General features: G+C 70.1%; 19 protein-coding genes. 7 read left to right on the top strand and 12 right to left on the bottom strand.

What is annotated here, in order from left to right; genetic code table 11:
* Nucleotides 1–61: 61 nt before the first annotated feature.
* From BLR68_RS05440 to BLR68_RS05450, 3 genes are read left to right on the top strand one after another with little or no spacing between them, the layout of a single operon-like run.
* Entirely contained in the window at nt 62–400 is a 339-nt protein-coding gene (locus tag BLR68_RS05440; RefSeq protein ID WP_018187856.1) for a PadR family transcriptional regulator, read from the top strand.
* Nucleotides 397–1338 (top strand): hypothetical protein, encoded by a 942-nt coding sequence (locus BLR68_RS05445; RefSeq protein ID WP_018187855.1) that lies wholly within the window; start codon nt 397–399, stop codon nt 1336–1338. Before BLR68_RS05440 ends, BLR68_RS05445 begins: the two co-directional genes overlap by 4 nt.
* A 29-nt stretch (nt 1339–1367) precedes the next feature.
* Entirely contained in the window at nt 1368–2075 is a 708-nt protein-coding gene (locus BLR68_RS05450; protein ID WP_040570582.1) for a Pr6Pr family membrane protein, read from the top strand.
* Between the two features lie 8 nt (nt 2076–2083).
* Here the strand turns inward: BLR68_RS05450 and BLR68_RS05455 are convergent, their stop codons facing one another.
* The 6 genes from BLR68_RS05455 to BLR68_RS05480 all read right to left on the bottom strand — a co-directional run bounded on the left by BLR68_RS05455 (nt 2084) and on the right by BLR68_RS05480 (nt 9401).
* Complete coding sequence (locus BLR68_RS05455) at nt 2084–3091, bottom strand: LacI family DNA-binding transcriptional regulator (protein WP_018187853.1); 1008 nt, start codon at nt 3089–3091, stop codon at nt 2084–2086.
* Nucleotides 3088–4611, bottom strand: coding sequence for a sugar ABC transporter ATP-binding protein (locus BLR68_RS05460; protein WP_018187852.1), 1524 nt, complete (start codon nt 4609–4611; stop codon nt 3088–3090). Before BLR68_RS05460 ends, BLR68_RS05455 begins: the two co-directional genes overlap by 4 nt.
* 49 nt (nt 4612–4660) lie before the next feature.
* A complete protein-coding gene (locus tag BLR68_RS05465) occupies nt 4661–5689 on the bottom strand; it encodes an ABC transporter permease subunit (protein WP_018187851.1) in 1029 nt (342 codons plus the stop codon).
* Nucleotides 5686–6735: an ABC transporter permease gene (locus tag BLR68_RS05470; RefSeq protein WP_018187850.1), complete on the bottom strand. Its 1050-nt coding sequence runs from the start codon at nt 6733–6735 to the stop codon at nt 5686–5688. Before BLR68_RS05470 ends, BLR68_RS05465 begins: the two co-directional genes overlap by 4 nt.
* Complete coding sequence (locus BLR68_RS05475) at nt 6732–8324, bottom strand: sugar ABC transporter ATP-binding protein (protein ID WP_018187849.1); 1593 nt, start codon at nt 8322–8324, stop codon at nt 6732–6734. Before BLR68_RS05475 ends, BLR68_RS05470 begins: the two co-directional genes overlap by 4 nt.
* Before the next feature lie 93 nt (nt 8325–8417).
* Nucleotides 8418–9401: an ABC transporter substrate-binding protein gene (locus BLR68_RS05480; protein ID WP_018187848.1), complete on the bottom strand. Its 984-nt coding sequence runs from the start codon at nt 9399–9401 to the stop codon at nt 8418–8420.
* A 342-nt stretch (nt 9402–9743) separates the two neighbouring features.
* Between BLR68_RS05480 and argG the strand changes: the two genes are divergently transcribed.
* From argG to BLR68_RS05500, 4 genes are read left to right on the top strand one after another with little or no spacing between them, the layout of a single operon-like run.
* Nucleotides 9744–11174: an argininosuccinate synthase gene (argG, locus tag BLR68_RS05485; RefSeq protein WP_018187847.1), complete on the top strand. Its 1431-nt coding sequence runs from the start codon at nt 9744–9746 to the stop codon at nt 11172–11174.
* A gap of 52 nt (nt 11175–11226) precedes the next feature.
* A complete protein-coding gene (locus tag BLR68_RS05490; RefSeq protein WP_018187846.1) occupies nt 11227–11838 on the top strand; it encodes a TetR/AcrR family transcriptional regulator in 612 nt (203 codons plus the stop codon).
* Nucleotides 11835–12533 (top strand): hypothetical protein, encoded by a 699-nt coding sequence (locus tag BLR68_RS05495; protein WP_018187845.1) that lies wholly within the window; start codon nt 11835–11837, stop codon nt 12531–12533. Before BLR68_RS05490 ends, BLR68_RS05495 begins: the two co-directional genes overlap by 4 nt.
* Nucleotides 12530–14425: a YhgE/Pip domain-containing protein gene (locus BLR68_RS05500; RefSeq protein WP_018187844.1), complete on the top strand. Its 1896-nt coding sequence runs from the start codon at nt 12530–12532 to the stop codon at nt 14423–14425. The genes BLR68_RS05495 and BLR68_RS05500 overlap by 4 nt, the downstream gene beginning before the upstream one ends.
* Before the next feature lie 3 nt (nt 14426–14428).
* Here the strand turns inward: BLR68_RS05500 and mnhG are convergent, their stop codons facing one another.
* Genes mnhG through BLR68_RS05530 form a run of 6 tightly spaced genes read right to left on the bottom strand, consistent with a single transcriptional unit; the run spans nt 14429 to nt 20635 of the window.
* Nucleotides 14429–14785, bottom strand: a complete 357-nt coding sequence (mnhG, locus tag BLR68_RS05505) for a monovalent cation/H(+) antiporter subunit G (RefSeq protein WP_018187843.1) — start codon at nt 14783–14785, stop codon at nt 14429–14431.
* A complete protein-coding gene (locus tag BLR68_RS05510) occupies nt 14782–15057 on the bottom strand; it encodes an MrpF/PhaF family protein (protein ID WP_018187842.1) in 276 nt (91 codons plus the stop codon). The genes mnhG and BLR68_RS05510 overlap by 4 nt, the downstream gene beginning before the upstream one ends.
* Nucleotides 15054–15644, bottom strand: coding sequence for a Na+/H+ antiporter subunit E (locus tag BLR68_RS05515; RefSeq protein ID WP_018187841.1), 591 nt, complete (start codon nt 15642–15644; stop codon nt 15054–15056). Before BLR68_RS05515 ends, BLR68_RS05510 begins: the two co-directional genes overlap by 4 nt.
* Entirely contained in the window at nt 15634–17205 is a 1572-nt protein-coding gene (locus BLR68_RS05520; RefSeq protein WP_018187840.1) for a Na+/H+ antiporter subunit D, read from the bottom strand. Before BLR68_RS05520 ends, BLR68_RS05515 begins: the two co-directional genes overlap by 11 nt.
* Nucleotides 17202–17723, bottom strand: coding sequence for a Na(+)/H(+) antiporter subunit C (locus BLR68_RS05525; RefSeq protein WP_018187839.1), 522 nt, complete (start codon nt 17721–17723; stop codon nt 17202–17204). The genes BLR68_RS05520 and BLR68_RS05525 overlap by 4 nt, the downstream gene beginning before the upstream one ends.
* Nucleotides 17720–20635: a Na+/H+ antiporter subunit A gene (locus BLR68_RS05530; RefSeq protein ID WP_018187838.1), complete on the bottom strand. Its 2916-nt coding sequence runs from the start codon at nt 20633–20635 to the stop codon at nt 17720–17722. The genes BLR68_RS05525 and BLR68_RS05530 overlap by 4 nt, the downstream gene beginning before the upstream one ends.
* Nucleotides 20636–20655 lie beyond the last annotated feature (20 nt).

Here is a 20655-nt window from a genome sequence, read left to right on the forward strand (position 1 = left end):
CCGGGTGTCAGGAGCCGACGGAGAGTGGCGGATACTATGCCTGTCAGAGTATGGTCGCCCCATGACGCAGGAGATGCGGGAACCGACGTTCCTCATGCTGACGGCTCTGGCCGACGGCCCCAAGCACGGCTACGCGCTGATCGAAGAGGTCGACCGCGTCTCCCGCGGCCACGTCCGCCTGAAAGTCGCGACCCTCTACGCGGCCCTCGACCGCCTCGAGAAGGAGGGCACGATCCGCATCGCCCGAGAGGAGCGCGTGCAGGGGCGCGTCCGCCGGTACGTGGAACTCACCCCCGACGGGGTCGATCTGCTCGCCGAGGAGGTCGCCCGACGCGAGGTGACCGTGGCCGAAGCCCGACGCCGCCTCGCGCTGCGCCCGGCGTTCGGAGGCGCCCTGTGACCACGATCGACGACACCCCCTGGCGCCGCGCGCTCCGCGCGTACCCCTCCTCGTGGCGCGAACGGCACGGCGAGGCCATTCTCGGCACGCTGCTCGACGAAGCCGAGGCGCAGGGACGAGACGAACCCTCCCGCGGCGAGCGCATCGCGCTGATGCGGAGCGGCCTCGCCGTTCGCATCCTGGGGTGGATGCCGCACCCCGCCCGCGAAGCCCTCGCCACGGCATCCGCAGCCACCGGGTTCGCCCTCGCCGTGATGTTCGCCGTGTTCAGCGGGTTCGGCGAACGCGTGGATTGGCGCCTCCCCGCCGAGGGACAGAACCTCGACCTGCAGGCGAGCCCGGGACTCGTGCCCGCCGGGCTGTGGGTGATCGCGTTCGTCCTGATCCTGTGCGGCGCCGCGCGGGCGGCGCGCATCGCCCTCGCGGCCACGGCCGTGGCCGGCGTCGGGGCGTTCGTCTACGCCCAGCTCGACCCGCTCGCCGGTCCCCGCGCGATCACGACGGTGACGATGACGGACTTCGCCCTCCTCGCCATACTCACCCCCGTCCGGGCGCGCCTCGCGGCAGCTGCGACCGCGGCGATGACGACCGGCATCCTCGTCTTCTTCCACCTCTTCTTCGAGGTGCCGCCCGGCAGCCCGTCGGACGCGATCTGGCTGCGGGTCCTGACGGAGGAGTTCACCGGCTTCCTGGCAGGTGCCGTCTGGGTGCTCGCGCTCCTGGCGGCGATCGTGCGTGCTCGCGCCGTCGCCCGCTGCATCGGCGCCGCCGCGACGGTGTGGACGATCGTGTGGCTGATCCGGCTGACGATGTGGGACGTCGTCACCGGGATGCTGGGCCTCGCCGCTGTCCTCGCCGTCGTCGCGATCGGGGCCGGGATCTTCCGCGCGGGAGCCCGATGGGGACGCGGAACGCACCCGCGGGAAGGCGCCGCCTGAGGCGGCGCGGCGCGCGCTAGGGTTCGGTCATGCGTACCCGAACGTGGCCGACGGTGTGGTCGGCGCTGAGGCTCGTCGCGGCGGCCACCATCATGGTCGCCGTCGTGGCCCAATTCATCACGACCGTCCGTACCGCGATCTCGCAGGACCGCGACGTCGCGACGACGATCGCCAACTTCTTCAGCTTCTTCACGATCCTGTCGAACATCGTCGGGGCCCTCGCCCTGTTGGCCGCTGTCGTCTGGTTCTGGATGCGGCCGCACCACGAGCAGCGCGAGCCGGCGGGGGTCGCGCTCGGACTCGCCGCCGCGACGAGCTACCTGTTCATCACGGGCGTCGTCTACAACCTGCTGCTGCGCGGCTATCCGACGTCGGATGATCACGTCGCCTGGGCGAACGAGATCGTGCATGTCGTCGCGCCGCTGTTCCTGCTGCTCGACCTGTTCCTCGCCCCCACCCGTCGGGCCCTTCCATGGCGCGCGGTGATCGTGATCCTCGCCGTCCCGATCGCCTGGATCGGATACACGCTCGTGCGCGGACCCCTCGTGATCGACCCGACCGACGGGGTGGCGTTCTGGTACCCCTATCCGTTCCTCGACCCGAACGGCATCAACGGGTGGGGCGGGGTCGGCGCGTACGTCGTCGGGATCTCGACAGCGTTCGTCGTCGTCGGTTCGCTCGTCGTCGGGGTCGGGCGCCTGCGCACCCGCGCGCCTCGGGTCCCCGCCCCGGCCTGAGCCGACGCTCAGCGGCGGGACGACTCCCGCACGATCAGGTGCGTCGGGAGCGGAGTGTCCTCGGTGAGGCCGTCGGGCTCTTCGACGGCGAGGAGCACCTTCTGCATCATCAGCTCGCCGAGGGCGCGGAAATCCTGCCGCACCGTCGTCAGCGGCGGCGAGAGGTAGGCCGCCTCGGGCACGTCGTCGAAGCCCACGACGGCGACGTCCTCCGGCACCTGCAGCCCTCGCGCGCGAAGGGCGGAGAGCAGGCCGATCGCCATGTGGTCGTTGCCCGCGAAGACCGCATCCCCTCGGGCGACGTCGAGGGTCCGGCCGATCTCGGCACCGCTGGCCGCCGTCCAGTCGCCGTGCGGCGGCTCCGCGACCGCGAGCTGATGGGCCGCGAGCTCGTCGCGCCAGCCTCGGATGCGTTCGATCGCGTCGGGATTGCGGGGCGGGCCCGCGATGTGGAGGATGCGACGGTGCCCCAGCTCCGCGAGGTGCCGGACGGCCGCCCGCGCCCCCCGGTACTGGTCGATGGACACGAGCTGCGGGTGACGCCGCTGGGTCGCCGCCGCGGCGACCATCGGCACACCGAGGTCGAGCCCGCGCACGACCTCGAGGACACCCAGGTCCGTCACGACCAGGACGATCGCGTCGACGCGCTGGCGGAGCAGTCCCTCGACGACCGAGCGGATGCTGGCGGCATCCGTGTCGGGCGCGGTCACCGAGTCGACGGAGTACCGCTCCACGCGGGCGGCGACGTTGAAGTGCATGGCTATGGACGTCGGCCCGAAGTCCGCCGTGCCGGGGGTGACGAGGCCGATCGTTCGCGTGCGCTTGGTGACGAGCGCGCGGGCGGCCGGCGACGGGCTGTAGCGCAGTTGCGCCATCGCCTGCTCGACCCGGGCCCGCGTCGCGGGCCGCACGTTCGGCAGGTCGTTGAGGACCCGCGACACCGTCTGGTGCGAGACCCCCGCCAGGCGCGCGACGTCGAAGATGTTCGCGGACTTCGCGCCGCGCTCGTCGCTCACGACTCGTCCTCGGGGCGGGCGACGAGCGCGAGCAGCGAGTCCACGGTCAACGAGTCGGCCGGGATCGTGTCGACGAGGCGGCCCGCGCGCATGACGGCGATGCGGTTCGAGACGCGCAGCACCTCTTCGAGCTCGGCCGAGATGAACAGCACCGACAGTCCGTTGTCGGCGAGGTCGGCGACAAGCCGCTGGATCTCGACCTTCGCTCCGACGTCGATGCCGCGGGTCGGCTCGTCGAGCACCAGGACGCGCGGTGACAGGGCGAGCAGCCGAGCGAGCAGCGCCTTCTGCTGGTTGCCGCCCGACAGCGTGCCGGCCGGCCGGTCGGGGTCGGCGGGGCGGATGTCGAGAGCCTCGATCCAGCTCATCGCGAGCTCCCGGCGGCGCGCGTTGCCGAGCCGGTGCAGGATGCCGCGATCGGCCTGCAGCGCGAGGGTGATGTTGTCCTGCACGCTGAGCTCGCCGATGATCCCCTCGGTCCGGCGGTTCTCGGACGAGTAGACGATGCCCTGACCGATCGCCCGGCGCGGGGTCGGCAGGTGGGCGGGAGCACCACGGACCTCGAGGACACCGGCATCCGGTCGGTCCACGCCCGTGAGGGCACGCGCCAGTTCGCTGCGGCCCGACCCGAGCAGCCCCGCGAGCCCGACGACCTCGCCCTCGCCGATCGACACGGTCGCGTCGGTGAGCCCGGTACCCGAGGCGAGTCCCCGTCCGGCGAGCGCGACGGGGACGGATGCCGCGGCATCCTCCCTCTGGTGGACGTCCATCTCGTCGGCACCGCGGCCCAGCATCTTCTCGACGAGGTCGATGCGCAGGAGCTCGGCGGGGACGTACTCGCCGATGAGGCGCCCGCCGCGGAGGACCGTGATGCGGTCGCAGATCTCGTAGACCTGGTCGAGGAAGTGCGAGACGAACAGCACCGCGACCCCGCGCACGGTCAGCTCGCGGATGACGCGGAAGAGCTCGGCGACCTCATCGAGGTCGAGGCTCGAGGTCGGTTCGTCGAGCACGACGACACGCGCGTCGACCGAGATCGCGCGGGCGATCGCGACGAGCTGCTGCACGGCGAGCGAATGACCTGACAGGCGCGTCCGCGGGTCGATGTCGAGTCCGAGGCCCTCGAGGATCGCCCCCGCTCGGCGATGGGTCTCACGCCAGTCGATCGCTCCGAAGCGTCGACTCTCGCGCCCCAGCAGCACGTTCTCGCCGACCGACAGGTTCGGGAGCAGATCGATCTCCTGGTAGACCGCGCTGATCCCGGCCGCGAGGGCATCGGCGGGCGAGGCGAAGTGCACCGGCTCTCCGCCGACGCGGATCGTCCCGGCATCCGGGCGGAGCGCCCCCGTGATCGCCTTGATGAGCGTCGACTTGCCCGCCCCGTTCTCGCCCATGAGCGAGTGGACCTCGCCCGGCAGCAGCCGGAAGTCGACGGCGTCGAGCACCGTCTCGGCGCCGAAGCGAACGGTCGCGCCGGTCACTTCCACGACCGGCGCGACCGCTGCTTCGCGCGCATCCATACGGACCATCATGCCCGCGGTGAGCCTCCCCCGAGGTTCACGCCTGACATCACCGTGACGTTCGCGCCGTCCGCGCGACCAGCAGGCGCTGCATGACCACGAAGACGAGCAGCAACGCGCCGATCGTGATGCGCGTCCAGGACTGGTCGACGCCGAGGAACGAGATCGCCGTCTTGATGGTGCCGTAGACGAACACGCCGATCATCGAGCCGAGCACGAACCCGCTGCCGCCCGTGAGCAGCGTGCCGCCGATCACCACCGCGGCGATGGTGTCGAGCTCGGTCCCGATGCCGTTCAGCGGGTAGGACGCCCCGGTGTACGCCGTGAAGACGACACCCGCGAGCCCCGCGCACACCCCGCTGATGACGTATGCCAGCAGCTTCGTCCGCACGACCGGGAGGCCCATGAGGCGCGCCGACTGCTCGTTGCCGCCGATCGCGTAGATCGTGCGCCCGAACCGCGTGAACTGCAGGATCAGGATGCCGACGACCACCACGACGAGCGCGAGGATGCCCGTCGGGGTGAGGTAGAAGCTGCCGGGGCCGCCCTGCATGCGGGTCGACTGGAGCCACAGGATCGCGGGCTCCTCGACGCGGATCGACGAGAGGCTCACCATGAACGCGAGCCCCCGCGCCGCGAACATCGCCGCGAGCGAGGCGATGAACGGCTGCACCCCGAAGTACTGCACGAGCACCCCGACGAACAGTCCCATCAGCGCACCGAGGACGAGCATGACCGGGATGACGATCGCGACCGGTGTGCCCTGGCTCAGCATGCTCGCCCCCAGCATCCCGGTGAACGCCATGACCGCGCCGACCGACAGGTCGATGCCGCCGGTGAGGATGACGAAGGTCATGCCGACCGCGAGGATCAGCAGGTACGCGTTGTCGAGCAGGAGCGCCGACAGCACACGCGGCGTGACGAAGTTGCCGAAGTAGGCCTGCGCCCCGATGAGCATCGCGACGAGGATGACGACGGCGGCGAACACGGGCACCCACGAGGCGTGCCGGCTGCGGAAGCGCTGGATCGTGTCGGCGAACCCGCCGGTGCGACCGAGGTCTGCGGTGACGGCGCTCACGAGGCCACCTCCACGGTGCGACGGCCGCCGCCTCGGACGGCATCGACCCCCTTCGCGACCAGCGACCGCGTTCGCGGGGACTGGACGAGCACGACGATGACGACGACGATCGCGAGGAACAGCGGGCTGACCGCCGGCGGGACGCCGAGGAAGGTGATCGTCGACTTCAGCGTCTGGATCGTGAAGACGCCGACGACGGTGCCCGCGATCGTGAACTTGCCGCCCATGAGGCTCGTCCCGCCGAGGACGACGGCGAGGATCGCGTCGAGCTCGATGTAGAGGCCGGCCGCGTTGGCGTCGGCCGCCATGATGTTCGACGAATAGAGGATGCCGGCGAATCCGGCGAGCAGGCCGCTCGCCGCGTAGGCGCCCCAGATGATGCCGCGCGACCGCACGCCCGCGAGTCGGCTGGCCTCGGGGTTGATGCCGACGGCCTCGGTGAGGACGCCGAGCGCGGTGCGACGCTGCAGCACGGCGACGATGACGATCGCGACGACCGAGACGTAGAAGGCGAACGGCAGGCCCACCAGGTAGCCCTGCGCCATGAAGCGGTACGGCGCGCTCGTGATGGTCGTGATGAAGCCGCCCGTGATGAGGAGGGCGACACCGCGACCGGCGAGCATGAGCACGAGGGTCGCGATGATCGGCTGGACGCCGACGACCGCGACGAGGAAGCCGTTCCACGCCCCCAGCAACAGCGCCACGAAGACGGCGAGCGCGATCGCGATGAGCACGGTCGACAGGTCCCCCGGCGACGAGGAGTTCGAGATGACGGTCAGGGCCACCGCCCCCGAGACCGCCATGATGGCGCCCACCGAGAGGTCGATGCCGCGCGTCGCGATCACGAGCGTCATGCCGAGCGCGACGAGCATGAGCGGTGCGCTGTTGCGCAGGATGTCGAGCAACGGGCCGTACAGCTGACCGTTCTGCACCGTGATCGAGATGAAGGACGGTCGCGCGATCGTGTTGACGATCACGAGCACGAGAAGTGCGGCGATCGGCCAGACGAGGCGGTGCGCCAGGAAGCGCTTGAGGGTCGGGTTCATGCCGCTGTCTCCGGGTTGAGGCGAGACGACGTCGTCTCGCCGGACTCTTGCGCGATGAGGGCGACCAGATCGTCGACCGTCACGTCGGTGGCGTCCAGTTCGCCGATCTTAGAACGGTCGCGCAGCACCACGATGCGCTGGGCGATGCGGACCACCTCCTCGAGCTCCGAGGAGATGAAGACGACCGAGAGGCCTTCGGCCGCCAGCTCGGCGACCTTGCGCTGGATGTCGGCCTTGGCGCCGACGTCGATGCCGCGCGTCGGCTCGTCGAGGATGATCAGCTGCGGCGCGGTGGCGAGCCACCGGGCGAGCAGCACCTTCTGCTGGTTGCCGCCCGAGAGGTTGCGCACGAGCGCGTTCGGGTCGGCGGGGCGGACGCCGAGCGCCGAGATGTACTCGGCGACGATGGCGTCCCGCTCGGCGCGGCCGATGGGACGCATGGCGCCCCGCTTGGCCTGGATGCCGAGCACGATGTTCTCGGCCACGGTGAGGTCGGCGATGATCCCCTCGGCGCGACGGTCCTCGCTCGAGAAGGCGATGCGCTTGTCGATCGCGTTCCGCGGGTTCGTGATGCGCGCAGCATCCCCCCGCACTTCGTGCGTACCGGCGTCGGCGCGGTCGGCGCCGTAGACGAGGCGGACGAGTTCGCTGCGGCCGGAGCCCAGCAGACCCGCGATGCCGACGACCTCGCCCTCGTACACCTCCATGTCGACGGGTTCGATGACGTTCTTGCGGCCGAGGCCCGCCACCCGCAGGACCGGTGTCGCGGTGCGGTCGATCTCGCGCTCGGACGCGCGCGAGAGAGCCTCGAGTTCGTCGAGCTGGCGGCCGATCATCTTCGCGATGAGTTCGCCGCGCGGCAGCTCGGCCGGCAGGTACTCCCCCACCAGCTGCCCGTTGCGGAGGACCGTGAGGCGGTCGGAGATCTCGTAGACCTGGTCGAGGAAGTGCGTGACGAAGAGGATGGCGACGCCGCGGTCACGGAGACCCCGGACGACGGTGAAGAGCTGCTCGACCTCGCTGCGGTCGAGGCTCGAGGTCGGCTCGTCGAGGACGAGCACGCGGGCGTCGGCGACCGTCGCGCGGCTGATGGCGACGAGCTGCTGCACCGCGATGGAGTGCGACGACAGGGCCGAGTGCGGGTCGATGTCGAGCCCGAGGGCCGCGAGGTAGCGCGTCGCCTCGCGGTGGGTCGCGCGCCAGTCGATGAAGCCGGCCCGCCGCACCTCGCGGCCCAGCATGACGTTCTCACCGACCGACAGGTTCGTGCAGAGGTTGACCTCCTGGTAGACCGTGGAGATCCCGGATGCCTCTGCGTCGGCGGTCGAGCGGAAGACGCGCTGCTCGCCGGCGACCTCGATCGTCCCGCCGTTGATGGCGTAGACGCCCGTGAGCGCTTTGATGAGCGTCGACTTGCCGGCGCCGTTCTCGCCCATGAGGGTGTGGACCTCGCCGGCGCGGAGCGTCAGATCGACCCGGTCCAGCGCGAGGACCCCGGGGAACCGGATGGTGACGTCCCGCATCCGCACGACCTCGTCGTGCTGCGGGGCGGTGGCCGGCGAGGCCGGCGTGGCTGCGACATCGACCATGAGGCGCGCCTTTCCGTGATGACCGCCGGGGACCGGAATCCGGTCCCCGGCGGTGGTTCGGTGATCGTTGAGGATCGTGAGGGTGGCGATCGATCAGTAGGGGCGGGAGTCGAGGACCTCGGCGGCCTGCTCCTGCGTGAACGACTGGTCTTCGACGATCGTGCGCTTCTCGACCGACTTGCCGTCGACGACGGACTTGACGAGGTCGGCGGCCTTTTCTCCCAGGAGCGGATTGCACTCGACGATGAAGTTGAACTCGCCGTTCGCCAGGGCGGTCATGCCGTCCTTCACCGCGTCGATGGTGACGATCTGGATGTCCTTGCCGGGGGTCAGACCTGCCGCCTTGATGGCGTCGAGAGCACCCAGGCCCATGTCGTCGTTGTGCGCGAAGAGGACGTTGATGTCCTTGCCGTACTTCTGGAGGTAGCCCTCCATGACCTTCTTGCCGCCGTCACGGGTGAAGTCACCCGTCTGCGAGTCGAGCACCTTCACGTCCGTGCCCTTGATGGCCTCGTCGAAGCCGGTGGCACGGTCGAGCGCGGCGGACGAACCCGTCGTGCCCTCGAGGACGACCAGGTTCGCGCCCTTGCCGTCGAAGTTCTCCTTGACCCACTCGCCCGCGGTGCGACCCTCCTGCTCGAAGTCGAGACCGACCCACGAGGCGTAGAGGTCGTCACTCGCCGAGACCGTGCGGTCTTCGAGGATCACCGGGATGCCGGCATCCTTCGCTTCCTTCAGGACGTCGTCCCAGCCGTCGACCGTGATCGGCGCGATGACGATGGCGTCGACGCCCTGGTTGATGAAGTTGCGGACGGCGGAGATCTGCGCCTCCTGCTTGTTGTCCGCCGCGTTGAACGTCAGCTTGAACCCGTTCTCCTCCGAGAACGCCTTCTTCATCGACTCGGTGTTGGCTGCGCGCCATCCGGACTCGGAACCGGTCTGTGCGAACCCGACCGTGATCAGGTCGCCGCCACCCCCGTTGCCCCCTGCGCCGGGTGCGCCGTTGCCCGCGCATCCGGTGACGACGAGTGCCAGTGCCCCCAGCATGGCCGCTGCTGCGAAAGCAGTCTTCTTCATCCCAAAACCTCCTTGTTCGGGTCCGGCTGACCGCCGGTGTTCCGGGCCGCCGTGGCCTCCGGTTGCTCGAATGTTAGCCTTCACATTTCTCGCGGCGCTAGATTGTGAGCGATAACATTTGCGTAACGCGGGTGCCACCACCGAAGGACATCCACGTCCCCCTCCGTCGCCCGCCTCCATGGATGTGAGCACTCACATCCGCCGTCGAGCGAACGGCGGAGATCCCGGCCGCCGCGCCGGGCCCCGGCATCCGCCCCACGGCGCGTCGGGCGGATCTCCGCCACACGGTCCCCCGCGTAACCGCGCCGATCGCGGCACGGCCCCCTCGATAGGATGGGGACCATGTCGAAGGTCCTTCAGTCCCTGCCCGTCGGCGAGCGCGTCGGCATCGCCTTCTCGGGGGGTCTCGACACCTCGGTCGCCGTCGCCTGGATGCGCGACAAGGGCGCCGTCCCCTTCACCTACACCGGCGACCTCGGTCAGTACGACGAGGACGACATCGCGTCGATCCCCGGCCGCGCCCTGCAGTACGGCGCCGAGGGCTCCCGCCTCATCGACTGCAAGCCGATGATGGTCGAGGAGGGCCTCGTCGCCCTCTCGTGCGGCGCCTTCCACATCCGCTCGGGCGGACGCACCTACTTCAACACCACCCCCATCGGCCGTGCCGTCACCGGCACGATGCTCGTCCGGGCCATGAAGGAGGACGGCGTCGACATCTGGGGCGACGGCTCCACCTACAAGGGCAACGACATCGAGCGGTTCTACCGCTACGGGCTGCTCGCCAACCCCGCCCTGCGCATCTACAAGCCGTGGCTGGATGCCGACTTCGTCACCGAGCTGGGCGGCCGCACCGAGATGAGCGAGTGGCTCGTCGCACACGGCTTCCCGTACCGCGACTCGGTCGAGAAGGCGTACTCCACCGATGCGAACATCTGGGGCGCGACCCACGAGGCCAAGACCCTCGAGCACCTCGACGTGTCGCTCGAGATCGTCGAACCCATCATGGGCGTGCGCTTCTGGGACCCGGCCGTCGAGATCGAGACCGAGGACGTCTCGGTCACCTTCGAAGCCGGTCGCCCCGTCGCGATCAACGGTGTCGAGTACTCGGATGCCGTGGCCCTGGTCATGGCCGCGAACGAGATCGGCGGTCGCCACGGCCTCGGCATGAGCGACCAGATCGAGAACCGCATCATCGAGGCGAAGTCCCGCGGCATCTACGAGGCGCCGGGCATGGCGCTGCTGTTCATCGCGTACGAGCGCCTGGTCAACGGCATCCTCAACGAGGACACCCTCGCGACCTACCACGAGCAGGGTCGGCGCCTGGGGCGCCTCATGTACGAGGGCCGCTGGCTCGAGCCGCAGTCGTTCATGCTGCGCGAGTCGATCCAGCGCTGGGTCGGCTCCGCCATCAGCGGCACGGTGACGCTGCGCCTGCGCCGCGGCGAGGACTACACGATCCTGAACACCGAGAGCCGCAACCTCTCGTACTCCCCCGAGAAGCTCTCGATGGAGCGCGTCGGCGACGCCGCCTTCGGTCCTACCGACCGCATCGGCCAGCTCACGATGCGCAACCTCGACATCGCCGACTCCCGGGCCCGCCTCGAGCACTTCGTGTCGCTCGGCATGATCGGCGGCGCGACCGCCGAGCTCGTCGGCGAGCTCGAGCAGGGCGGCGCTGCGGCCATCACGGGGAACACCGGTGAGGTCGACGAGCTGGCGGGTGCCATCGACGAGTCGGGCGACTCGGCATCCTTCGACTTCGGCGCCGACTGAGAGGTCGCTGAATTAAGTTGCACACGACTGTGCAACTTCGTACGATCGTGGGGTGACCACGACCGCATCGCCGCGTCGTCCGCGAAAGGATGCCGCGTCGAACCGCGCCGACATCCTCGCGGCGGCGGCGGCCACCATCGCCCGCGACCCCCACGCCCCGATCGACGCCATCGCGCGCGCCGCAGGGCTCAGTCGACGCGCGCTCTACGGGCACTTCGACGACCGTGACGCGCTGCTGCGCGCCATGATCCTCGGCGGCGCGGAGCGGTTCAACGCCCTCGCCGACGGCGTCGACGACAGCGGTCCCGCCCCTCTCGCGCTCGCCCGCCTCGCCCTGGCCCTCTGGGACGGCGCAGCCGACGTGCAGTTCGCCGCGACCGTCGCCCTCGACGATTCGCACATCGAGGAGACCGCCGCGGTACTGACCCCCGTCCGCCGCCGGGTGCTCGCGATCGTCACGCGGGGGCGCGACGAAGGCACGATCCGCACCGACATGCCCGCGGCAACGGTCGCCCGGCTCGTCGAGGAGGCGGCCCGCACCGTCATCACCCGGCTCGACACCGGTCGCCCCGAAGCCGCCTCGGTCGCGGTGCGGACGATCCTCGGGGTCGCCGGTCTCGGCTGGCGCGAAGCCGACGAGGTGCTGGAAGGAGCCCGCGCATGAAGATTGTGCTCGACGACGTCTCGAAGGGACGCAACGGCGGCGTCCTGCCGGCGACCCGGCTCGCCTTCGCCTCCGGTCGCGTCACCCTCACCACCGCCGAGACCGAGCAGCGCCCCTCCGTGCTCGGTCTCATCGCGAGCGGCCGCATGCGCCCCGCCACCGGCACCGTCACGATCGACGGCCGCCGCAGCCCTCGCCGGATGCGGAAGGTCGTGGCGCTCGTCGACGCCCCCGATGTCAACGACCCGGCGCCCGACATCGCCGTCGTCGGCGTGGTGGAGGAGGAGCTGATGTTCGCCGGTCGCCGCGCCGATCCGCTCTCGGCGCGGCGGTGGCTCGACGACCACGGCTGGCGGGCGCTCGCCCGCACGCCCATCGGGCAGCTCGAGGCGGACGACCGCATCCGGATGCTGCTCGAACTCGCCGCCCTGCGCCGCGGGATCGAGGCGCTCGTCCTCGTCTCGCCCGACCGTCACGGCGGCGACCCGCGGCACTGGCAGCGCATCGCCGAGGACTTCGCCGCGCGCGGCTTCGCGGTCCTGGTCATCGCCGGCACCGCCGCGGCGACCGCGCTCGAGGCCGAACCGCCGGCCCCCCGCGGCCGCGTCGGCAGGCCCCGCATCCGGCCCACCTCGGCGCTTCGCCCCCGGCGCCGCCCGCTCACCCCCACGTCTACCGAAGGCATCCTCTCGTGAAGATCCCCGCTCTGTTCGCGGCCGAGCTGCGCCGCCTCACCTCGACCCGCATGCGGGTCATCGCACTGATCGCGCTCATCCTCGTGCCCGTCCTCTACGGCGGCCTGTACCTGTGGGCGAACCAGGACCCGTACGGAAACCTGTCGGAGGTGCCGGTCGCCCTCGTCGTGCAGGACGACGGCGCTTCGCTGAACGGCGCCGACCGCAACCTCGGCGACGAGGTCGCCGACTCGTTGATCGAGGACGGCAGCTTCGATTGGCATGAGGTGGATGCCGCCGGTGCCCACCGGGGCCTGGATGACGGCACGTTCGACTTCGCCGTCACGCTCCCCGCCGACTTCACCTCCGCCGTCGCCTCCATCTCGTCGAAGGACCCGCGTCAGGCCGAGATCGACCTGACGACGAACGACGCCAACAACTACCTCGCCTCGACCATCGGGTCGCAGGCGGTCCAGCGGATCCGGACCACCGTCACGGAGAAGGTGGTCCGCGAGGCCGGCCTGACCATGCTCGACGCCCTGAACACCGTTCGCGTCAAGCTCATCGACGCCGCCGACGGCGCCGGAAAGCTCACCGACGGGCTCGGAAGCGCCGGTGACGGCGCCGACACCCTCGCCGACGGCGCCGGGACCCTCGCCGCGGGGACGTCGAAGCTCCGCACGGGCGCCGCGTCGCTCGCGTCGGGCGTCGACACGCTCTCGAGCGGCCTCTCCTCGCTCACGTCGGGCGCCGAGCAGGTCTCCGGAGGCACGGCGAAGCTGCGCAGTGTCGCCGACCGCGTGGGATCGGCCGCCGACCGCGTCTCGTCCGCCGTGCCGACCGTGCGCAAGGACCTCACGGCGGCCCTGAAGAAGCGCGGGCTCGACGACGCGCAGATCGCGGACGTCCTCGAGGTCGTCGATCCGATCGGCACGCGGGTGGGTGAACTCGACTCCCGCGTCCAGCAGGCCGTCGCCCAGATCGACGCGCTCGACAACGGCGCCGCCCAGGTCGCCCGAGGAAGCGCGAAGCTCGCCGCCGGTGCCGCCACCGCGGCGACCGGAGCGCACACGCTCGCCGACGGCGTCGCGAGCGCCGACAGCGGTGCCCACAAGCTCGACGACGGGGCGCACACCCTGGCGACCGGCATCCACAAGCTCGACGACGGCGCCGCCACGCTGCGTGACGCCCTCCGCGCGGGTGCCGAGAAGCTCCCCGACGACAGCGCCGACACCCGCAAGGCGCAGGCCGCGACGCTCTCCGACCCGGTCGGGATCGCCGAGGACTCCCTCACCCAGGCGCAGAATTACGGCGCCGGTCTCGCGCCCTTCTTCGCCGCCCTCGCCGGCTGGATCGGCATCTACGCGCTCTTCCTCATCGTGAAGCCGATTTCGAAGCGGGCCGTCACGGCGCTCCGCTCCCCCATCCGCGTGACCCTCGCCGGCTGGCTGACGCCGGCCGCCCTCGGCGCGGTGCAGATGGTGTCGCTGTTCGGCGTGCTCTCGATCGCCCTGGGGTTCTCTTTCACGCATCCGCTGCCGACCCTCGGCATCCTGCTGCTCGCCTCGGCGACGTTCGCGGCGATCATCCTGGCGCTCAACGTCTGGCTGGGATCGGTGGGCCAGTTCGTCGGACTCGTCCTCATGGTGCTGCAGCTCGTCACGGCGGGCGGCACGTTCCCGTGGCAGACGCTGCCGGCACCGCTCGCGGCGCTCCACCACGTGCTGCCGATGGGGTTCGTCGTCGACGCGATGCGGCAGGTGATGTACGGCGGTGTCGCCGGGCGGGCATGGACGGATGCCGCGGTCCTCGCGACGTGGCTGGTCGGCGCGCTGCTGGTCGCCATGGCCGGCGTGACCCGGATGACGTTCCGGCGCACCATGCGCGACCTGCAGCCGAGCCTCATCGGCTGAGGGTCAGCCGCCCGCTCCCGGCGGGGTCTCCTTCGCGTCGGCGAGTTCGTCGACGTGCAGGTTCCGGCGGTCGATCGTGCCGTTGCGGTACGCCTGCCGGCCGACCATGTGCGCCGACAGCGGTGCGGTCGCGAACTGGATGAGCAGCACCGGGACGAGGAAGGCGACGACCGGCCAGGACTGCAGCTCGAGCCCGACGGCGATCGCGATGAGCAACAGGCCGAGCACCTGCGGCTTGGTCGCGGCGTGCAGACGGGTCGGGACGTCGCGGAACCGCAGCAGACCGATCGCGGCCGTGAGGCAGAGCAGAGCCCCGGCGAGGATCAGGAGCAGCGACACGACGTGGAGGATCTCGGTCATCGGTCGACCTCCGAGTCGCGACGAGCGACGAAGCGGGCGATCGAGACCGACCCGAAGACGCCGACCGCGGCGACGATGAGGAGCACCGGCAGCGTGCGGGTGTGGTGGTTGATCGCCATCTCGGCCCCGAGGGCGCAGATGAGCAGCGTCAGCAGGACGTCCGAGGCGACGGCGCGGTCGAGGATCGACGGGCCGACGATGATGCGCCAAACCGTGAGCAGCGCGGCCACGCCGAAGACGGCGCTGATCACGACGATGAGGACGGCGGTCACGAGCGCTCTCCCTTCCCGGAGGTCCGGACGTCCGCCTGCGACGCGCGGATCGCGCCGAGCTGGGCCCGCGACCCGACGGCCCGAACGAGCCGGGCCTCCCACCGCTGCACCAGGCGACGCTGCGCCTCGACCTCGGCATCCGTCGACGCTCCGAGGACGTGCAGGTACAGGATCCGCCGGTCACGGTCGGTCTCGAGGACGAGCGAGCCCGGGATGAGGGATGCCGTGACCCCGACGTGCGCCATGATCAGGTCGTCGTCGGTCACGAGCGGGACGGCGACGACGGAGACGCCGGGCTGACTGCGCGGCGAGACGACCTGCCACGCGACGACGAGGGAGCCCTTCACGACCGCGCCCAGGAACTGGAGCAGGAAGACGAGCAGCCACCACGGGTTGAGGCGTCCCGACAGTTCGACGGGGGGCAGACGGAAGACGCTCGTGACGAAGACGGCCACGACGACGCCGGTGAGGAAGGCGAGCACCGTGAACTGCCCCCACAGCAGCATCCAGAGGGCGATGAGCCACAGGAAGAACGGCAGCTGCCGCCAGATGCCGGTCAGCGCACTCCGTCGGATGTCAGTTCCCACCGTTCACCTCGTCCTGCAGCTGCGTGAGGCTCACGGGGTTCAGCAGCGATGCTCCCATGCTCGCGCACAGGTGGTAGAGAGGCCCGGCGAAGACGGTGAGGGCGATCGTGACCGCGACCATGCCCGTCGTGGAGGCCGTCATGATCTTCGGGATGACGCGACGCTCGGTCTGCACACCGGCGGCGGGAGCGTCGTCGAGGTACGAGATCCGGTCGATGACGCCGGACTCCTCGTTCGCGTCCTCCTCCTCGCGCCAGAACGACAGGTTCCACGCGCGCATGAGGGCGTACAGGGTGAGGAGGGACGTCACGATCCCCGCGACGATCAGGGCGTACATGATCGGCGTGCCCACCGCGGCGGCCGCGTCGAACAGCGCGTATTTGCCGATGAAGCCCGAGAAGGGCGGCAGGCCGCCGAGGTTGATCGCCGGGATGAAGTAGAGCACCGCCAACAAGGGCGCGGCCCGCATGAGGCCCTTCACCTTGAGGATCGAGGTCGATCCCGCGCGCCGCTCGACGAGCCCCACCGCGAGGAAGAGCGTCGTCTGCACGACGATGTGGTGGACCATGTAGTAGACCGTCGCGCCGAGCGATTCGGGCGTCGCAATCGCGAGCCCGAAGACCATGTATCCGATGTGGCTCACGAGCGTGAACGACAGGATGCGCTTGAGTTCGGCCTGGGCGACGGCGCCGAGGATGCCGACGATCATGGTGGCGAGCGCGACGATCAGCAGCAGCTGATTCACGTCGTTGTCCCGGAAGATCTGCGTCTCGGTGCGGATCATCGCGTAGACGCCGACCTTGGTCAGCAATCCCGCGAACACCGCGGTCACGGGAGCCGGCGCGGTCGGGTACGAGTCGGGCAGCCAGAACGACAGCGGGAAGACAGCGGCCTTGATGCTGAAGGCGAGCAGAAGCATCAGGTGCAGGACGAGCTGCACCTCATCGGGGAGCTCCCCCATCCGGTCGGCCAGCTGCGCCATGTTTACCGTGCCGAGGGCGCCGTAGATTGCCGCGATCGCGGCGAGGAACAGGATCGACGAGACCAGCGAGACGACGATGTAGACGACGCCGGTGCGGATGCGGGACTCCGTCGACCCCAGCGTGATCAGCACGTACGAGGCGACGAGCAGGATCTCGAAGCCGACGTAGAGGTTGAAGAGATCACCGGCGATGAACGCGTTGAAGATGCCCGCGGCGAGGATCAGGTACGACGGGTGGAAGATCGAGACCGGCGTCTCCTCGTCGCCGTCGGCGGCACCCTGTCCGACGGAGAAGAGCAGCACCGCGAGGAGCACGATGCTCGAGACGAGCACGAGCAGGGCGGCCAGTCGGTCGACGTAGAGGACGATGCCGAACGGGATCGGCCACCCGCCGACCGAGACGGCCAGCGGCATCCCGCTCACGTCGACGTAGTAGAGCAGCACGGCGGCGATGGCGGCGGCCACGGTGAGGGTCACGATCGAGACGCCCACCTGCACGCGCCGACGGCGACCGAAGATCAGCGCGATGCCCGCGCCGAGCAGCGGCAGGGTGACGAGGAGGGGGACGAGCGCGCTCACCGGTGGCCTCCCGGCTTGTCGAGGCCCGCGTCGTCGCGAAGTTCGGCGATGTCCTGCGCATGGAGGATCAGGATGGGGGAGGTCTCCGTCCCGATGAAGTCGGTCGTGGCGTCGTCATCCTCTTCGGTGATCTCGTCGTCCATCGTCTCCTCGTCGCGGGCGCCGCGCTCGCGCACCTCGCGGTCGGCCTCGTCATCGGCGACCGTGTCGGCCTGCCCGAGCTGCCACGACCGGTAGATCAGGGCGAGCAGGAAGGACGAGATCGCGAACGTGATGACGATGGCCGTCAGTGAGAGGGCCTGCGGAAGCGGATCGCTGAAGGTCTCGCCCTCGCTGGCGCTGCCGAAGAAGGGGGCGACGCCCGGCGCGCCCATGACGATCAGGAGGAAGAGATTGGCCGCGTTGCCCAGCAGCAGGAAGCCGATGAGGACGCGCGTGAGGCTGCGCTCGAGCATCGCGTAGACCCCGGCGGCGAACAGCGCACCCATGATGATGACGAGGACGAGCGAGACGGTCATGCGCTCACCCGATCCCGCTGCGCCTGCGTCTGGCGGTCGACCTCGGCGCCCAGCGAGCGCAGCACATCGAGCACGAGACCGATGACGACCAGGTACACGCCGACGTCGAAGATCGTCGACGTGACGAACTCGACGTGACCGATGACCGGGATGTTCGCCTCCCAGAACGTACTCGTGAGGGGTGCGGCGCCGAAGAAGAGCGGCACGATCGCGCACGACAGCGCGAGGACCATGCCCGCTCCCAGCAGCCGACCGGCATCCGTCGGCGCGGCCGCACCCAGCTCCCACCGCCCTCCCGCGACGTAGCGCATGACGAGGGCCATACCGGCGACCAGACCGCCGGCGAATCCTCCGCCGGGCAGGTTGTGCCCGGCGAAGAGCAGATAGACCGACACGACGATGATCGAGTGGAAGAGGACGCGGACGATCACCTCGAGCAGCAGCGACCGGTTCTCGGGTCGCACCTTGAGCCCGCCCACGAGCCACGCCTGCCGGGTCGAACCTGGTGCGGTCGAGCGGGGGCGAGGACCGTCGGCCGTCTCGACGAGCGGGCGACGGCTGCGACCCGTGCTCGACGGGAGCGACGGCAGGACCCGGCTGTCGGAGCGGTTGGTGACGAACACGAGGGATGCCACGCCCGTCGCCGCGAGGATGAGCACCGACAGCTCGCCCATCGTGTCCCACCCGCGGAGGTCCACGAGGGTCACGTTGACGACGTTCTTGCCGTGCCCGATCTCGTAGGCGAGGTCGGGGAACGGGCCCGAGACCGGGTCGGCGACGCGTGCTCCCGTCGCGATGAGGGCGACCGCCGCCATCGTGACGCCGACGCCGATGCCGATGACGGCGCGGACGACCGGGAGCACCGAGGCGTTGTGGTCTCCCAGGCGAGCCGGGATGCGGCGGAGGACGAGCGCGAACGCGATGAGCGTCACCGTCTCGACGAGGATCTGCGTGAGCGCCAGGTCCGGTGCGCCGCTCGTCGCGAACAGCAGCACCATGCCGAGACCGGTCACCGAGACGAGCACGACGCCCGTGTACCGCTTGCGCGCTCGGATCGCCACGATGCCCGCCAGAATCATGACGGGAGCGGCGAGCAGCTGCGCGGGGCTCTGCCAGGCGTCGACCGCGATGCGCCATTCGGTCGTCGCCGCGAGCGCGGTGGCCTCGGCAGCGATGAAGACGACGAAGATCGTGCCGACGTAGAAGGGCAGCGATCCGCGCTGGGTCAGCGACGTCGTCCAGACCGAGAGCTTCGCGATACCGCGCAGCGCCAGGTTGTAGATGTCGTTCGCGGTGAACGGCAGCATGCGCGCCGAGAGCGGACGTCGCTGCGTCGCCCAGAAGAAGACTGCACCCAGCGCGATCGACCCCAGCGACAGGAAGAGCGCCGGTTCCCACCCGTGCCAGAGGGCGAGGTGGTACGCGGTGCCAGCGTCGTCGAGCGGGATGCCGTCGGCATAACCGGCGAGGGCCGAATCGAGCACGGGCGCCGCGAGGCCGGCGACCATCGTCAGACCGCTGAGGACGACCGGGGCCACGAGGAAGCCGATGGGCGGGTCGGGCCACTCGGTGCGCTCGCGCGGCGAGCCCGAGGCATCCTTCTTCGTCCAGAAGGCGCCCCACACGAAACGGATGCCGTATGCCGCCGTGAGCGCCGACCCGCCGAGGATGCCGATCAGCGGGATGAGGGCCGCGGGAGACGCGCCACCCTCGAGGAAGGACGTGAGAGCCGCCTCCTTCGCGACGAAGCCGACCGTCGGGGCGACGCCGGCCATCGACGCGATCGCGATGATCGAGAACGTGGCGAGGGTCGGCGCCTGCCGCCCCACCCCCGACAACTCGGTGATGTCTCGGGTGCTGAGCTGCCGGTCGATCACGCCGACGATGAGGAACAGCGCGGACTTGAAGAGGGCGTGGCCCACGAGCAGAGCGAGGCCGGCGAGCGCGCTGTTGCGTTCGCCGTAGCCGAGGACGACCGTCAGCATGCCGAGCTGGCTGACGGTGCCGAAGGCGAGGATGCGCTTGAGGTCGGATTCGCGGAGAGCCTGGAAGCCACCGAGCACCATCGTGAAGACCCCGAGGCCGATGACGATCGGGCGCCAGGGGTCGGTGTCGGCGAACGCGGGCGCGAACCGGGCGATGAGATAGATGCCGGCCTTCACCATGGCCGCCGCGTGCAGGTAGGCGCTGACCGGTGTCGGCGCGGCCATGGCGCCGGGCAGCCAGAAGTGGAACGGGAAGATGGCCGATTTGCTGAGGGCGCCCACCAGGAGCATGACGATCGCTGCATCCAGCGCGGCCGCTTCGCCGCCCTGGAAGACGGGTCCGGTCTCGATCATCGTGGTGATGCTGGTCGTGCCGTAGAGGACGACGAGCATGACGACGCCGATCAGCATGACGAGTCCGCCGAGGGTCGTCACGAGCAGCGCTTGCAGGGCGGCGCGCCGGCTCGCGCCGCGGCGGTGATAGAAGCCGATGAGCAGGTACGAGAGGACGCTCGTGACCTCCCACAGCATGATGAGCACGACGATGTCGTCGGTGAGCACGAGTCCGTACATCGCGCCGGCGAAGGCCAGGAGGACCGCGGAGAACGTCGCGAGGCCCTCGCGCTTGCCGGCGAAGTACCAGCGGCAGTAGATCATCACGAGCGCACCGACGCCGGTGACGATGAGCGCCATGACCCACGAGAGAACGTCCATCCGCATCGAGAGCTGGACGTCGAGATCGGGGATCCAGACGTATGTCTCGAACGGGATATCAACCGAGAGGACCTGCGGCGCCTGCATCGCCGTGTGGAGGAACGCCGCGATCGGCACGAGAGCGGCGACGAGGAAGGTGCGCGATCCCAACCGGGCGACGAGCGTCGGCAGAACCAGGGGGACGAGCGCGAACGCCGCGAGGAGGATCAGCAACCTGGCCTCCTCTGCGCAAT

The sequence above is a fragment of the Microbacterium sp. 77mftsu3.1 genome, assembly GCF_900100525.1.
Taxonomy (GTDB): Bacteria; Actinomycetota; Actinomycetes; order Actinomycetales; family Microbacteriaceae; genus Microbacterium; species Microbacterium aquilitoris.

What these genes read in the sequence shown, in the direction of transcription:
- BLR68_RS05440 (WP_018187856.1), top strand. Translation starts at nt 62, where the DNA reads ATGACGCAGGAGATGCGGGAACCGACGTTCCTCATGCTGACGGCTCTG.
- BLR68_RS05450 (WP_040570582.1), top strand. Translation starts at nt 1,368, where the DNA reads ATGCGTACCCGAACGTGGCCGACGGTGTGGTCGGCGCTGAGGCTCGTC.
- BLR68_RS05460 (WP_018187852.1), bottom strand. Translation starts at nt 4,611, where the DNA reads ATGGATGCGCGCGAAGCAGCGGTCGCGCCGGTCGTGGAAGTGACCGGC.
- BLR68_RS05470 (WP_018187850.1), bottom strand. Translation starts at nt 6,735, where the DNA reads ATGAACCCGACCCTCAAGCGCTTCCTGGCGCACCGCCTCGTCTGGCCG.
- BLR68_RS05475 (WP_018187849.1), bottom strand. Translation starts at nt 8,324, where the DNA reads ATGGTCGATGTCGCAGCCACGCCGGCCTCGCCGGCCACCGCCCCGCAG.
- BLR68_RS05480 (WP_018187848.1), bottom strand. Translation starts at nt 9,401, where the DNA reads ATGAAGAAGACTGCTTTCGCAGCAGCGGCCATGCTGGGGGCACTGGCA.
- argG (WP_018187847.1), top strand. Translation starts at nt 9,744, where the DNA reads ATGTCGAAGGTCCTTCAGTCCCTGCCCGTCGGCGAGCGCGTCGGCATC.
- BLR68_RS05495 (WP_018187845.1), top strand. Translation starts at nt 11,835, where the DNA reads ATGAAGATTGTGCTCGACGACGTCTCGAAGGGACGCAACGGCGGCGTC.
- mnhG (WP_018187843.1), bottom strand. Translation starts at nt 14,785, where the DNA reads ATGACCGAGATCCTCCACGTCGTGTCGCTGCTCCTGATCCTCGCCGGG.
- BLR68_RS05525 (WP_018187839.1), bottom strand. Translation starts at nt 17,723, where the DNA reads ATGACCGTCTCGCTCGTCCTCGTCATCATCATGGGTGCGCTGTTCGCC.